14 protein-coding genes and 1 pseudogene are annotated in these 15,187 nt (G+C 42.1%); 6 read left to right on the top strand and 9 right to left on the bottom strand.

The window, feature by feature from the left end; genetic code table 11:
* Window positions 1-6 precede the first annotated feature (6 nt).
* The 3 genes from trxC to D9T12_RS00830 all read right to left on the bottom strand — a co-directional run bounded on the left by trxC (window position 7) and on the right by D9T12_RS00830 (window position 2,061).
* Window positions 7-429, bottom strand: a complete 423-nt coding sequence (gene trxC / locus D9T12_RS00820; protein WP_130536392.1) for a thioredoxin TrxC — start codon at window positions 427-429, stop codon at window positions 7-9.
* A gap of 75 nt (window positions 430-504) precedes the next feature.
* On the bottom strand, window positions 505-954 hold the full coding sequence (locus tag D9T12_RS00825; RefSeq protein ID WP_130536393.1) for a hypothetical protein: 450 nt from the start codon (window positions 952-954) through the stop codon (window positions 505-507).
* 720 nt (window positions 955-1,674) lie between these two features.
* Window positions 1,675-2,061: a hypothetical protein gene (locus tag D9T12_RS00830; RefSeq protein WP_130536394.1), complete on the bottom strand. Its 387-nt coding sequence runs from the start codon at window positions 2,059-2,061 to the stop codon at window positions 1,675-1,677.
* A gap of 218 nt (window positions 2,062-2,279) precedes the next feature.
* On the opposite strand from D9T12_RS00830, the gene D9T12_RS00835 reads away from it, so the two are divergent.
* Window positions 2,280-3,932 carry a Sel1-like repeat-containing protein kinase family protein gene (locus D9T12_RS00835; protein WP_240693264.1) on the top strand — a complete coding sequence of 551 codons (1,653 nt, stop codon included), beginning with the start codon at window positions 2,280-2,282 and terminating at the stop codon, window positions 3,930-3,932.
* A gap of 48 nt (window positions 3,933-3,980) precedes the next feature.
* Here the strand turns inward: D9T12_RS00835 and D9T12_RS00840 are convergent, their stop codons facing one another.
* A complete protein-coding gene (locus D9T12_RS00840) occupies window positions 3,981-4,385 on the bottom strand; it encodes a hypothetical protein (RefSeq protein ID WP_130536396.1) in 405 nt (134 codons plus the stop codon).
* A 176-nt stretch (window positions 4,386-4,561) separates the two neighbouring features.
* On the opposite strand from D9T12_RS00840, the gene D9T12_RS00845 reads away from it, so the two are divergent.
* Complete coding sequence (locus D9T12_RS00845) at window positions 4,562-5,089, top strand: adenine phosphoribosyltransferase (protein ID WP_130536397.1); 528 nt, start codon at window positions 4,562-4,564, stop codon at window positions 5,087-5,089.
* Between the two features lie 106 nt (window positions 5,090-5,195).
* Here D9T12_RS00845 and argH read toward each other — a convergent pair whose 3' ends face one another.
* The gene (gene argH, locus D9T12_RS00850; protein ID WP_130536398.1) at window positions 5,196-6,590 is read right to left on the bottom strand and encodes an argininosuccinate lyase; all 1,395 of its coding nucleotides are present in this window, start codon (window positions 6,588-6,590) and stop codon (window positions 5,196-5,198) included.
* A 73-nt stretch (window positions 6,591-6,663) separates the two neighbouring features.
* Complete coding sequence (locus tag D9T12_RS00855; protein ID WP_130536399.1) at window positions 6,664-7,290, bottom strand: thioredoxin family protein; 627 nt, start codon at window positions 7,288-7,290, stop codon at window positions 6,664-6,666.
* A 265-nt stretch (window positions 7,291-7,555) separates the two neighbouring features.
* Here D9T12_RS00855 and hemC point away from each other — a divergent pair.
* From hemC to D9T12_RS00875, 4 genes and pseudogenes are all read left to right on the top strand, one after another.
* Window positions 7,556-8,479 (top strand): annotated as a pseudogene (gene hemC / locus D9T12_RS00860) (hydroxymethylbilane synthase); the annotation flags it as partial.
* Between the two features lie 182 nt (window positions 8,480-8,661).
* Window positions 8,662-9,555, top strand: coding sequence for a uroporphyrinogen-III synthase (locus D9T12_RS00865; protein WP_165395017.1), 894 nt, complete (start codon window positions 8,662-8,664; stop codon window positions 9,553-9,555).
* A gap of 129 nt (window positions 9,556-9,684) precedes the next feature.
* Window positions 9,685-11,160: a hypothetical protein gene (locus tag D9T12_RS00870; protein ID WP_130536402.1), complete on the top strand. Its 1,476-nt coding sequence runs from the start codon at window positions 9,685-9,687 to the stop codon at window positions 11,158-11,160.
* An 11-nt stretch (window positions 11,161-11,171) separates the two neighbouring features.
* Window positions 11,172-12,365, top strand: coding sequence for a heme biosynthesis HemY N-terminal domain-containing protein (locus D9T12_RS00875; protein ID WP_130536403.1), 1,194 nt, complete (start codon window positions 11,172-11,174; stop codon window positions 12,363-12,365).
* 47 nt (window positions 12,366-12,412) lie between these two features.
* Here D9T12_RS00875 and D9T12_RS00880 read toward each other — a convergent pair whose 3' ends face one another.
* The 3 genes from D9T12_RS00880 to xthA all read right to left on the bottom strand — a co-directional run bounded on the left by D9T12_RS00880 (window position 12,413) and on the right by xthA (window position 15,083).
* A complete protein-coding gene (locus D9T12_RS00880) occupies window positions 12,413-13,447 on the bottom strand; it encodes a phospholipase A (protein ID WP_130536404.1) in 1,035 nt (344 codons plus the stop codon).
* Window positions 13,448-13,559: 112 nt separating this feature from the next.
* A complete protein-coding gene (locus D9T12_RS00885; protein WP_130536405.1) occupies window positions 13,560-14,240 on the bottom strand; it encodes an FAD-binding oxidoreductase in 681 nt (226 codons plus the stop codon).
* A 24-nt stretch (window positions 14,241-14,264) separates the two neighbouring features.
* Window positions 14,265-15,083, bottom strand: coding sequence for an exodeoxyribonuclease III (gene xthA / locus D9T12_RS00890; RefSeq protein WP_130536406.1), 819 nt, complete (start codon window positions 15,081-15,083; stop codon window positions 14,265-14,267).
* Window positions 15,084-15,187 lie beyond the last annotated feature (104 nt).

Raw genomic sequence — 15,187 nt, forward strand, 5'->3', positions numbered from 1 at the left:
AATGCATCATAGATGTTGATTTAGCCATTGGGTGAATTGACCTAAATCCATTGCACCAGATATGCGAGTGACTTCTTGTCCCTTTTTGAAAATAGCCAGTGTCGGGATGGAGCGAATGCCAAGTTGTGCTCCAAGTTGTTGTTCGATTTCGGTATTTATTTTGACAAAACGTGCGCGAGGTTCGAAATTCATTGCTGCTTGTTGGAATACTGGAGCAAACCCTTGACAAGGCCCACACCAAGGAGCCCAAAAATCAACAACCATGGGTAAATCTGTTTTTTGCATTGCTCTTTGAAATTGCACGCCGGTCATTTCAATGGGTTTTCCGCTGAACAGTGAGGCTTGGCATTTTCCACATTGTGGATTTTGTTGGAGCTTTTCATCAACGACACGATTTAAACCACCACAATTTGGGCACATAATAATCATGATTTTATCCTTACATTCATGCTTGTAACATTCATTTATTAAGGTCTAACATTCGAAGATTCAAGTGGCGACTAGTTACTTTAACCAATGAGGTTTTGGGCTTTCTCGGCCACCTGCGTCAAAACCTTCATTTACAAAACCATGAATGGTTTCATCATGTGCATGAATGAGTTCAATAAGTTTCGGGTCTTCAGCAGTGAGAGTGGCTTCGACACCGGCCGGTATTATTTTATATTCAAACGACATTTGGTCTTTATATTCAAATAGGGCTGCAAATAGCGGGTCCCAAGATCGAATGGCACGATTCATACCAAATCGTTTTTCCATACCAACCGTGTGCTGCTGAATAATTTTTGCTAGTTTGGGGTTTTCAGAAGTGGTTCTGCTGCAAATTCCATTCGCTAGGCGTTGCGTTTCCCGCTTTAATTCGGAATGGTGTTCGAGTAATTCTTTAAAAAGCGCTTGGTCTTTTTTGTGTTGCTCATCTGAGCCATGCCCATGGCGATAGTTTCGATGGTCGTTCATAATCATTTTCCATATTAGACGTTTGTTGAAAATTATGCCGATTCCGATGGATTTTGGTTTGATATCTGATAAGAGTGATTATTTTTCGCAAAAAAAAAGCACTGTATTGGCCGTACAGTGCTTTTCGTGAGGAGCAATATGAGACATCAACATAGGGGAACGTTTCAATCTCGATTATTAGACTACATGAAAACAACTATTAAAGATCGATAAGAAGCGTTTCTAAAAATGCTTGCCTGAACTTTATTAAGTTGAAATTAGTTTACTTAATATGAGTAGGGGCATCAATGACTTAACGTGAAAGAAGTCTTAATAAAGTATTGAGATTTTATAGGGGTATAAGAATTTTCTATAAAAAGGCTTTGTTCATCTGACTAAGATTAAAAGAGAGCTTTGCATCCAAAAGGCATAAACACGAGATAATAAATAACCAAAATTGGCTAAAATCCTGCCGAGCTTTGTTATACCCCAAGGGTACTTCCGTTGGGCGGCATCTTGCGAATAGCTAGCTATTCCCTGCACTTTTTGCCTAGCTCAACAGAATTTTTTCACAATTTATGCTTTAACTCTTACTCGTGTTTATGCCCTTTGGGTGCAAAGCTCTCTAAAAGATATTCATTCAGCCGATTTTTATAGATGCACAAAAATTGTTTTTTATAAATAAAAAGGCTCTCGTTAAGAGAGCCTATTGAGTTTGATTGGAAATCTCTAGTTCAGACATTATTCACTAGCGATATTAGCGTTTTGATTTGCTAAGTTTTCCGTTGTGTTACCTGACATATTGCTAGGTGTTTCAGCCTGCTGAGTCAAAAAATAACTGCTCTGGTTTTGTAAGTTGGTCGCATAAGTCGTACCACTTGAGACCTGATTTCCATCAATCGCCGTTTGTTCAACTTGAGTTGAATTTCGCACAGTTTGCTGGTTATTTAAACCGCTGTAATCCACCATTGTTTGAGGTTGACCGCTACTCAAGGTGACAGTGGTGCTTGCACTACTAGGTGTTGAGGTTTGCACTTCCGCTGACTGAGGCTGAACGGCTGGGTTCACCTGTGAAGGTGATTGCATGCTTTGAACGGCTGATGCCAAGCTAGGATTTATTGAATTCATAGAAAGCCCCCCTCGCGTTTGCTAACTGTATGTTTATTATGGCATATTTTATCTTCACATTGCGAGGTCTTTCTTGAAAAACCTTGAAGGACTGATGGTATAGCGCATTATTCGCAATGCCTACTGTATGGCTCCTAATCAGTGATAAAATCTTTCTATTCGATTCGTTAAATTTTTTGACGAAAAAACCAATTTTAGAGCAATAAAAGTTGAGAAATATGCACCCAAATATGACTTTATTGGAACAGCAGAAAGACCTGCTTGATGTGACCCCAGTAGATTCTTCTCATTCTGTCTATAGAATCAAGCAAATGCTTGAGAATGGTTCGTCGGTCAGCCGATTGGTTAAGGTATTTCCCAATGCTCAAAATTTTTACTCGTTGAAATTACAAAAGCAGTTTTTGTTGGCGAATTTTAGTGAGCAATCAATTGTAGATATTGTGCAAGTGCGAAAAGTCGCAATGCATTATCTGTTTATTTTTGAGGATGCTGGCAAGCAGACATTGTTGACTAAGGTGGCAAAGAAAGGTGTGTATTCGAGTAAAAAAGCCAAATCTTTGTTAAAGAAGGGCGTGCAAGTTCTTAAGCTATTGCAAGCGCAGGGCAGGATTCACAGTAGAATTCAACCTTCTCACTGGGTGGTAAAAAAGAAGGCTGCACAACTTGTGGGTTGGGGCCATATAAGCGATGCGTGTAGCGCTTATGAGCAAGAAAAGTTGCCAGGTGACTATGAAAGTTTGCTTTACAAATCACCAGAGTCTTGGGATGCAAAAGGCACAATTGAGAGTGAAATCTATAGTTTAGGATTGTGTTTGTATTATGCACTAACCGGTGTGCATTTGGTTGAGGCTTTATGGTCTGAAACCGGCCGGTTAAAAACAGATACTCATTCAACGTACTCTAAAAAAACGGGTGGCAAAGGTCATTTTTTACCTGCAACTGAACGACCAACGTCATGGCAGATAGGCTGGCTAAAGCAAAATCTTTGTTTTCCTAAAACGGCAAAGCTAAAAAGCACTTGGGAAAGTTTACTTCGCTGGATGTTGGATCCAAATCCTAAAAACCGTCCATCCGTTGAGCAATTACAAGCTTGGTTGGAAGATAATAAGGTGATTCAGTCAGCGGTGTTGGCTTCTGTCGAAGCTCTCAATATTCCTGATAGTTGGCAAGATTCTGCGATCAAGACCGCAATGGGTGATGCTCACAAATTAATGGCGATATTTGATCATGCAAAGGCTGCCTACAAATCCAATGAACTCGATTACGCTTTTAATCTTTTTGAGAATTGTGTGTTTAAAAACCATTCTCAGTCTGAAGTGATGCTTGGGAAAATGTATGAAGCAGGCGAACCGGTGAGTCAATCTTATGCGCTTGCAGCAACCATGTATTATCAGGCGTTTTGTAAAGGTAATCCTGAAGGGGCATTTTTACTTGCAAGGCTTTTGCAAAACGGTGAGGGCGTTCCTGAAAATCAACAACATGCTGAAATTCTATATCGGTTTGCAGCGATGAGAGGCGTGTTGTTGGCGCAGGTTGCATTGGGTGAATTGTATGCTCAATCTGAAACTTCGCTTGAACTGGCAAGGTTTTGGCTGGTTTTAGCTGTTCAAAGCGGTGCAATTCAGGCGCAGGCTGTGTTATCTGAGGTATTGGAAAGACTTCTTGTTTTAGATCCGAATGGGTTGGAGACAGCATCCAGCGTTCAAGTTAATTTGTTGGATCAGGAAGTTGAGAGCGCAGAGACCGCGATGAACAGCCAAAATGCTTCATTGTTGCCTCTCTCAGAGTTAATTAATCCAGAAAAAGTTTTGCAAAGTGCGCAGGGGCTTGAAGCGAGAATGGAACGTTTAATTGATCAAATGCCGCTTTAATGCTAGCAAAGTCGACCGGCCGGTCATTGATTTGCAAGTCGATTTTCGCTAGGTTTTGTGTAAAAGTTGGGCTTGAGCAATGAGCCAACTGCTTAATTTTGGCATTCGCTCTTTATTCTGACGAATAACGTCCTCAAGCGAATATTGAGTAAGTGGCATGTCGATTAATGTGCATGCGCTTTGAATGAGAAATAAAATTTGTTCTCGGGTCAGGCTGGGGTTGGGTTCAAAAAAAGATAGCTTGGCTAAAAGTGCCGCATGAATAATCTCTGGCCACATCGAATGCGGAACCTTTCGCCCGTCTAATAGATAAGTATCTGGCTCGGGTGTTTTCTGTTGTTCAAAAAAATAGACCAAGGGCCGGCTGTTGAATAAATATTCAGCAATATCTCGTGCGTGAGGAGGCAACTCTTGCAGAGAAAAACGCTCGTAGTTATTTTGATTTAGTGGCATATAATCTCACCCTCAGAATGACTCAAAGTAAAAAACGCTGAAAAGCGACCTCGTATAGACATTAGCATACGCAGTTTTGAAGGTCGCGTAAATACTCAGCTCTCAAACTTGAATTCAGAATTTAATCGTGTGTAAACCACCAGTTTTCAAAGGCCTATCGTAACAAAGGGTATTTTATGTCAAATGAATCGCTTCATCCTTTAGCGCAATATTTAGATCACGTACCGGATTTTCCAAAACCGGGCATTTTGTTTAGTGATATTTCTCCATTATTGAAATCACATTTCAATGAAACGATTGATGCCATGAGCGCGCTGTTTTCCGAAGAGGAATGGAATCAGATTGATTGTTTAGCAGGAATTGAATCGCGTGGGTTTATTTTCGCTTCAGCGTTGGCCTATAAGCATAATAAAGGCTTTATTAAAGTGCGCAAGCCTGGAAAATTACCCAATGTTCATGCCTCGGTGGAGTACGGTTTGGAATATGGTTCCGATAAACTTGAGATGCAAAAAGGCGATGGTAGTCGAGTCGTTTTATTGGATGATTTGATTGCAACAGGCGGATCTATGGGAGCGGCGGCACAATTATGTGAAGAGGTTGGTTATGACGTGATTGGCATGGCGTGTTTGGTCGATTTAAAGGCATTGAATAGTTTTGCCTATAAAGATATGAAAGTACGTTCGGTGATTCAGTTGGCGGATTAACAATAGGATTTTTGTGCATTTCTTTGCGTTGGTAAAGAAACTGCGTTACCGAAAATGTTACCGGCCGGTAGACTTTAAAGGTTTACCGGCCGGTTGATTTAATCGTTTATAAATCTAGATAAGCACGAGCTCGAGAAACAGCTGCTAAGACCTGGTTTGGCGCAGTGCCACCAAAATGGTCACGTGCAGAGACTGAGCCTTCCAACGTTAAGACATCATAAACATCTTCGGTAATGTCTTCACAAAAACCTTGTAGTGTTTCCAGTGACATTTCTGATAAATCTTGTCCGGTTTCAATGCCATGAGCCACGGCTAAGCCAACGACTTCGTGAGAATCACGGAATGCCAGTCCTTTCCCGACTAAATAATCGGCTAAGTCGGTTGCGGTCGAGAAACCACTTTTTGCTGCCGCATAGGTATTTTCTTTTTTCACTTGAATTGCCGGCACCATGTCTGCGAAGGCACGCAAACAGTTTTGCACATTATCGACCGTGTCGAATAAAGGTTCTTTGTCTTCTTGATTATCTTTGTTGTAAGCCAAAGGTTGCGATTTCATGAGCGTTAACAGGCTGATTAAGTGGCCATAGACGCGACCGCTTTTACCGCGAACCAGTTCTGGAACATCGGGATTTTTCTTTTGCGGCATAATCGATGAGCCCGTGCAGAAGCGATCCGGCAAATCGATGAATTGAAATTGTGCGGATGACCAGAGGATCAACTCTTCTGAAAAACGTGATAAGTGCATGAGTAAGGTTGCGGAAAACGCTGAAAATTCAATGGCGAAATCGCGATCTGAAACACCGTCTAACGAATTTTCACAAATTCGATCAAATCCAAGCAACTCAGCAGTCATCTGACGATCAATCGGATAAGTGGTTCCAGCTAAAGCGGCTGAACCTAATGGCGAACTGTTCAAGCGTTTGCGACAATCTTGCAGGCGCTCTTTGTCGCGTTTAATCATTTCAAACCATGCCATCATATGATGGCCGAAAGTCACCGGTTGAGCCGTTTGCAAATGCGTGAAGCCTGGCATAATGGTATCGGCTTCGCGCTCAGCCAAGTCGACTAGGCCTACTTGCAAGCGTTGCAATTCTTTCAAAATTCGATCGATCTCATCACGAAGATACAAGCGGATATCGGTTGCGACTTGGTCATTTCGTGAGCGACCCGTATGTAATTTCTTTCCGGTAATGCCGATTAATGCGGTTAAACGCGCTTCGATATTCATGTGAATATCTTCTTGCTTAATTGACCAGTTAAACTCACCATTTTCAATTTCTTGTTGGACCTGTCCAAGACCTTGAATAATGGCATCCAGTTCTTTTTGGTTGAGAATGCCAACACTGGCTAGCATTTCAGCATGTGCCAAAGACCCTTGGATGTCTTGTTTGTACATGCGGTAATCAAATGGAATGGAGGCCGTGAATTCCTCGACAAACGCGTCCGTTGATTCACTGAATCGTGCACTGGAAAGTTTTTCTTGGTTGTGTTCGTTGCTCATAGTGTGTTCCATTTGTTAGCAATTTTGAATGGCCGATTTTCCATAAAGTTAACCGGCCGGTAAATTCTATTGGTTACTGGGTGGCTTTTGTTTGCTTTTCCAGTTGTTCAGGGGTCGCAGGAATGACCTTATCAATCCCCATGTTTTTATAAGCCTCATTCAGTCGTGCGTGAACAAGTGCACTGAATAAAGTGAGTTCTGAAATGCCGACTAAACGCTCTGCCACTACTTGGCCTCGACTGTCGATAAACAGTATCGTGGGTGTTAAATCGGCATTTAATTGGTAAGCCCATTTTGACTTTTTCAGACGCTCGCCAGTTAACAAAACAAGTGGCTCTGCTTCATCAATGCCAACATGACGAAACAGCCCCAATTTGCCCTCATAAAGGCCGCTTTTCATCATTGGATTGAGTGCGTGTTCTTTTAATACGTCACAGTACTCACACCACTGTGCGCTGAACATTAAAACAATTGGCAACCCTTTTTTTTCTGATTGCTCGGCCAATTTCTGTAAATCTGTCAATTCGATCAGCTTATCCGTTGTGACCTGTTCATTGCTTGCAGTATTTTGTAAAACAGATAAGTCGTCCAAAATATCACTGGCAAACACAATTGGCTGGAAGCTTAAGAAAAAAGCCAGTCCTAGACCGAATAGATGTTTGGATGCTTGGATGGTTTGATTTTGATTCTGCAAGCGCATCGATTCCTTATCACGATTTTTCAGTTCGACAAACGGCCATACGTTTGCCGGTTATTTTATCGAAAACGAGCAAAAATACAGGGGCTTTTTGAGTAGAATAAACGGTTATTTATCTTACAAGAAGCTTAGATAGCAATATGGCATTTTGCTGGTTAATCGTAAACACCTATCTTGGCTTTGAGTTTTATTTTTGCGTTGAAGAAGAATCGCCTTGATAGGTCATTCGATTGCGCATCAGAATTAAAATACAGGAAACTGAGTTTTTATGAAAAAGGTCTTGCGAATCGCTACTCGAAAAAGCCCATTGGCAATGTGGCAAGCGGAATTTGTTAAAGCGGAATTAGAGAAGCATCACGAAGGTTTACGTGTTGAACTGATGCCAATGTCGACCAAGGGCGACAAAATCTTAGATGTACCTTTAGCAAAAATTGGCGGTAAGGGCCTTTTCACGAAAGAGCTAGAAGACCGTATGATGGCTGGAGAAGCCGATATTGCTGTGCACTCGATGAAAGATGTGCCGATGGTATTGCCGGAAGGGTTTGCATTAGGCGCAATTTTGGAGCGTCACGCACCGACAGATGCATTTGTTTCAAATAACTACGCGTCGTTTGACGATTTGCCGCAAGGTGCGATTTTGGGCACGTCTAGTTTGCGTCGAAAAGCGCAACTGAAAGCCAAGCGCCCAGATTTGGATGTGAGAGATTTGCGAGGAAATGTGGGTACGCGTTTGGGGAAATTGGATGCGGGTCAATATGACGCCATTGTTTTGGCGACATCGGGTCTTCAGCGTTTGGAGTTGGATGAACGTATTCGTCATGAGATTTCGCCGGAAGTCTGCTTGCCAGCAGTGACGCAGGGTACTTTAGGGATTGAGTATTTTGCTAAAGATCGTGAAACGCTGGAGATTATTTCTGTGCTCAATCACAAAGAAACCGAAATTCGCACTTTAGCGGAAAGAGCAATGAACCGCCGCTTGGAAGGTGGTTGTCAGGTACCAATCGGTGTGTTCGCTGAATTAGAAGATAATCAAATTACATTGACAGGTTTAGTCGCATCTCTGGATGGTTCAACGATTCTCAAGGAAACAATGACTGGTTCTGCTGATCAGGCCGATGAGCTCGGTACTGAGTTAGGTGATAAGTTATTGTCGATGGGTGCTCGTGAAATCTTGCAAGAAGTTTATGCAAAAGAAGCGGCTCCTCAAAAAGTTTCGACCGATATGCAAGCTCAAGAATTAGCGGATCGAATTGCTGAAATTTTCGTGGATACGGTTGCGGATAAAATGAGTGATCAAATTGCCGACAAAGTAATCGAAAAAGTTTTGCATGCGTTGAATAATAAATCGTAAATGTAGCTAAAAGGCGTGATAAGGTGTCAAAATCGTCAATTTGCTTGTTAAATACGCGGCCTGAGCATCAGAGCCAGCCTTTGGATGAGCTTTTAAATGCAAATGGGTTTCAGACATTACCTTGTCCCTCTCTTGAGATTGTTGGAACGACTATTTCACCAAAACAGCGCCAGTCCTTAGATGAGCTAGTTAGCCAAAAGTCGTTTGACGCGATTTTTATCACCAGTGTGAATGCTTTAGTCGGTTGGGTTAATCAATGCCCCGAGCATTTTGTAAGGAATAACGCGCCTGTCCAAATGAAGGCGAAAGATACCGGCCGGTTAAATTTTGATTTAAAAGATGTGTCATTAGTCCATGAGTTAGCGTGTCCAGTTTTTGCAATTGGTGAAGCAACTGCTCAGGCCGCACAGAATTTAGGTCTTCAGGTGAAGTTGTTTCCGCGTAAGCAATTTGTATCTGAAGATTTAATGCAGCAAATTTTGTTAGACTTTCAAGTGTTTGCTGACGTTCCTCCCAGACGCGTTGCCCTGTTAAGCGGGGTAGGCGGAAGAAATGTGATTAAAACTCAACTGTCCGAGCAGGGTAGCTTGGTTGAAGAATTTGAATTATATCGCCGCCAACCAGCGCAGTTCTGTACTGATAGTTGGCGGGTTTTTGTTAAATCTTCCCGGCCGGTTATTTTGGTTTCGAGTTTAGAAAGTTGGCAAAGTCTGTTTACGTTGTTGGTGGATTGGGATTCTGATTATCAAAGTTTTAAAAACTCCGTTTGGCAATCCATTGAAAGCTGGTTAGTTTTTAGTTCACGTATCAAGCAATTGATGGTTGAACAAGGTGTTCCTGAGGCAAAAATTTGTGTGGTATCAATCCAGAGTAATCAAGGTATTTTGGATTCGTTGCAAAGAATGTCATTGCCTTGATTCTCTATCCTGAAAATGTCTTGTGTATTTTTTACAACTTGATTCTGTCCAAGAAAGCTTTTGATTTATCGGTTAACTCAGAGTTTTACGGTAAACTTTTATACTATTTCTGTTTTGTTGAGGTTGAAAATGACGCAAACCAATAAAGATCATGATGCGATGGAGAAGCTATCCAAATCAGAGTCGACTTCTTCAGATGTTTTGGAAGGCGCTTTGGCCGATGAATCTAGCCAATCATCGCAAGGCGCGTCACCGAATAAACCTGCTCAAAGTACGCTGAAAAAGCACGAGAAGCGTGACACTTCTGAGAATTCTGAATCTAAGAGTAAGCGGAGTGAGCGAGCTTCGAAACCCTCCCAAACGACAGTTAAGTCGGCAAAAACATCACGTTTGGTGTCTTTTGTCCTGCTTTTGTTGGTGGTGTTTAGCGTATTCCTGTTATTAATGGGGATGCAGAATACTCAGGCGTTAAATGAGCTACGAAATGATCTGAACCAAGTTCAGAATAAGCAATTCAATATTATGGATCAGCAAGACGATCTTGTCGGTCAGTTATCTGCTTCAGCTCCGTTGAGTGAAGACAATGCGACCCTTGAAAGATTGTCATCGGACATTTTACAAATTCAGAATGAAATGAAAGCCGTTGATGGCTCCGCTGCAATTGAAGCATTGCAAGCCAAGCAAGCGGCATTTGAGGCAAGTATTCAGTCAGAGTTAAAGCAGGCGTTAGAAACTGTTAAAACCTTGAAAACACCTGTGCAAACTTCCGAAGGAGAAGTTGATTTAGCGCCAGTTTTACAAAAGGTGGCTATGCTTGAACAAGAATTAAATCGTCTCAGTCAGAAAGCGGAAGAATTGATAGCACCGCTTGATTCGACAGGAGTTAAGCAAGTTGAACCGTCGGGAGTGATGCTTGATGCTTCTTTATTGCAGCAATGGATTTTTGAAGCAAATACTCAATGGTTATTGGGTGCTTCTGCAGAAGCGACGATTGATAAGCTCAATGCGATTGAGCAAACGGCTGTGAATAGTGGTTATCCAAATGTGACGGCTCTGGCTCGCTTGATTGGTCAAGATGTTGCGACACTTAAGAAATGGTTTGAACTTTCTAAACAACCACTGCCGTCCTTAGATGAACTTTATGCCGCAATAGCGGCTTTGGCACCACCAAAACTTGAGCTTCAGCAGGCCGAATCAATGCCGCAAGCGAATACTCAAGTTGTGCAAACAGATGCTTTGCAGGTAGGAGAGGTGGCTGAACAAGAAACCGCTTGGCAAAGATTGTTAATGCGATTAAGTGAAATGGTGACCATTAAAAACCGTCAGACAACGGGTGAGCCAACAACGGTAGAAGCACTTCTCCAGCACGACTTACAAAAACAACGTCTGTTATTGTTGATTGAGCGAATGGAATGGAGTGCACAGCATGAATCACAAGTGCGCTATGAACTGTCAATTGATCAAGTACAAAAATTTGTGAATCAAAATTTTTCGGCTTATTCAAAGCAATTTGAAGGGCTTTTACAGCCTTTTAGAGCTTTTGAACGTAAAGGTCGGCAGCCATTAGCCACCGCAGGGTTTCACGTGAAACCTTCAAATAATTAGGAGTTTCGATTATGAGACTGATTGTAATTTGGGCGGTTGTCTTTTTTATTGCTTCAGCGTTGGCGACACTTATGTTGTATGACAATGGCCGGGTGTCCATGGTTTGGGGCGATTGGGTTTTAGAAACCAGTCTCAGTTTTATGTTAGCGTTCGTGCTTGCCATTATTGCGACAGGGTATTTCGTTGTGCAATTGGTCATGTTTTTGTGGCATCTGCCGCAGATAGTTGCTCGACGACGACAAATGAAGCGTTACTCTTCAGCGCAAAATTCAATGCATGAGGGATTGCTGGCACTGGAATATGGTGACTGGCAGAAGGCTGAAAAGCTGCTCATTAAAAGTGCAAAGTATAGTGAATCTGGTTTAGTGCATTATTTGAGCGCTGCTAAGATGGCGCATAATCAAGGAATTGTCGAGCGTCGTGACTATTATTTGCGTGAAGCACGAGAAGCTTATCCTGAAGAATATATCGTTATTGGTTTGGTTGAGGCGCGATTGTTGCAAGAGAAATCGCCTACAGATTCGGTTGCTTTGCTTAAGGCGCTGTTTGAAGAGGATCCAAAGAATGCTGCAGTGGTACGCGAGTTAGCTTATGGTTATCGTTTGACGGAGCAATGGGATGCGTTAGAAGCTTTGCTACCAGCAATTAAAAAATCTAAAGCGATTGTGCGTGAAGACTTGTGGACTTTGGAACGTCAATTAATGGCTGGTAAGTTAACCCTTTGCCTGACATATGATGAGTTGCAAACGTATTGGCAGTCATTGGCGAAAAAATATCAACTAGAGGCAGATATTTTGGCTGAGTATGTTGAGCAAAGTATCAGTTTTGGCGAAGAGTCGGGGTTAAAAGAACTGTTAGAAAAATCAGTCGGTAAGTTATGGAATGATCGATTAGTTTATCAATATGGCCGTTTGAGCTTAGGTCCTGCGTTTGAGCGTTTAAAAATGGCAGAGAAATGGCTGCAGGGGCGAGAAGATAACCCTGTATTGTTACTTACCTTAGGTCGTTTGGCTTGCCAAAGTCAAATGTGGGTCATGGCGCAGAATCACTTAAAGAAGAGTTTACAGCTGTGCCCTCAGTTGGAAACCTTTCATGCCTTGGCAAGTTGCTATGAAGCGGAGGGGAAAACCTCTCAGGCGGCTTTAATTTATAAAGAAGCCATTGAGCGTTTAGAGGATGGTTCACCGAAGTTGATTGAAGCTTAAATATTTATTCTACCGGCCGGTAAAGTTTCCCAGCCGGTCAATTTCTATTAAAACCTATCCACTAAAACAATTCCAAACCCAACCTTTTCTGAGCGATGTTCAAGCTCAATTAAACTGTCTCCATATCCATTAAAATATTGAATATAGCCTTTCAAACGTTTGGTCAGCGGATGTGTAAATTCGAATTTGACGGCACCGTATTGATTCCATTTATAGCTATTTCGAAGCGTAAGAGCATAAGTGTTGTCACCGTCTCGGTGAGCGGCTTCAATTTCAAAATCGCCTAAATACTTGGTGTAGTTAAAACTGTTATCGAATTCATCTTGTTCATCAAATCTTGCCCATGTTTTAAAGTTGAGGGTACTGTTGTCATGCTGCATTTTTGCTTGCAAAAACAGTCGATTCCAGCCGCGAGATAGGGCGTTAGATTGACCATTGGATTGGTGGTTCACACCAAGGCTGACAGTATGAAGATTGAAATCAAAAAAGTCGATGTCGGTGTGCATTTGTGCCCAAAGTTCTGGTTCATGGTTGGTCTCTCGGAAAGGGATGGAATCTTCATCATCAAATAGCTGCCAAAAAGAGCGGTTGGTGTAAGCGCCGTAAATATCCAGTTCTTTGCCTAAAAAATGCATTTGGGTAATGAGTGGGATCTTAAAACTCAACTGAAATTGCATTTCCTGATCTCGGTACTCAAGTGGTTTGCCAGCATCTTCTTCGAAAGGACGTTTGTGAATGCCTGAAGTAAAATGGGTAAACATCGCATAGTTCAGTTTGTGCGGTGTAATGACAAATGGATTGGATTGTGTCGCGACTTCGTTTAAGCGACGCTTTTCTAAAGGTTTAAGCGGTTCCGTTTGTGCAGCAGAGAGCATTTTGCAACTTTGACGAATTTGCTCGAGTGTTGTATGCGAGGATTCGGTCATTGCTGCTCTGAGCAAGCAATCTTGATAGAAGGTTATTTGTTGGGATTTTTCTGAGTCTTTTGAGGTTTTATCGGCTTGTAGGACTGGGTTGTTTGCAGCCGAAGTGAAAGGCGTTAAGCTGATTGCAAGCACTGCGAAAACGATTTGCACAAGCATGAGTACTCCTAAGATTCTGGCATTCAGATATCAGGGTAAGTTTATAGGGAGTTTATGTAAAGATGAATATACCGGTTTCTGAGGTGGGTGAAACCGGCATGGAGTCGTTTTTTTAGGCGATAAAGTGATTTTCAGGTAGGTCGGCACCCAAAAAGTCTTGTTTGGCAGTTTGAGTCATGTCCCATGGACCACAAAGATATACCATGAAGCCTGTCAAGCTCGGGTGATCCTTAAGTACCTGTTGATGGACAAAGCCAGTATTTCCATTCCAATCATGAGTATCGTCAGAGATAACGGGAATATAGTTTAAGTTTTCATATTTCGAGCTTAAATCAAGCATGGTTTGGTTCGCATACAGCTCTTCAGGGCTGCGAGCTCCCCAATAGAATTCAATCGGTTGGGGTGCTTCTTGGCGAAGTAACTCATCCAGTAATGCTTTCATTGGTGCGAAGCCTGTTCCACCAGCGACGAATATGACAGGTGCAGAAGAGGTTTGTAATTGCATTTGTGGTTTAGGCCCTTGCATGACCAAATGATCACCGGCTTGAATGGTGAATAATTTTTGCATCCAGTCGCTGTCCAATTGATTGCGGATGTGGCATTCCAAAAGCCCGTCTTCCCTTGGCGCTGCGGCTATCGAGAAAGGTTTTAACTCAGTTGTATCAAAACCAAGCATTATGTAATCACCTGCTTGATACTTTATCGGTTTTTCCGGCTGAAGTAGTAGCTGGATAATCTGTTGTGTCAGGTGATTGCTCTGGACAACTTTTAAAGGGTGAATGGCATCACTCATAGGGAGATTTCTCCGGCCGGTTAATTATTTAAATTCAGTCCATACAGGGGCATGGTCAGAAGGCTTTTCCATACCACGAATGTCATAACCGACTTCACTGGCAATTGCTTTCGCATTGAGCACTTCTGTTGCTAGGATGGTATCAATACGCAGACCACGTTTGGGTTCACGATCAAAACCTTTGGAGCGGTAATCAAACCAGCTAAATACATCATTTACTTCTGGGTGCACTGTTCTGAAAGTATCTATAAGCCCCCAGTTAATTAAAGTCTGCCACATTTCTCGCTCTTCGGGCAAGAAGCTGGTTTTACCGTCACGTAACCAACGTTTACGGTTTGGCTCACCAATGCCGATGTCGTTATCTGTAGGTGAAATATTAAAATCACCAATGACAGCAATCGGTTGCTCTGGATTGCATTCAGTCTGTAGGTATTCCATTAAATCCTGGTAAAACTTCTGTTTGGCAGGAAATTTTACAGGATGGTCGCGATTTTCACCTTGAGGGAAATAACCGTTGATCACACGAACTTCGTCACCGTTTTCAAGTTTGAAGTCTCCAATAATCATGCGCTTTTGAGCGCTTTCATCATCGCTTTTCCAACCTTTTTGTGAATGAACCAGTTCAATATCTTGACGATAAAGCAAGGCAACACCGTAATGTGTTTTTTGTCCCATAAATAGCGCGTTGTAACCCATCGCTTGGATGTCCTCTATTGGGAATTCATGGTCTTGGACTTTTGTTTCTTGTAATCCAATAATGTCAGGCGCAATTTGATCGGTTAAAGCTTGTAGCTGATGCAGTCTTAGACGGACGCTATTAGTGTTAAATGAGACGATTTTCATGGAAACTTCCCTGTTTTGTCGTGAAATGCCGAAGTTTGTCTGAGAGCGGCTGCGACGAAGAGTGTTTGTGTCTTGAAAAGTAAAAAGTTCTTTAAAAGTTTTAA

Source organism: Thiomicrorhabdus indica (assembly GCF_004293625.1).
GTDB lineage: Bacteria > Pseudomonadota > Gammaproteobacteria > Thiomicrospirales > Thiomicrospiraceae > Thiomicrorhabdus > Thiomicrorhabdus indica.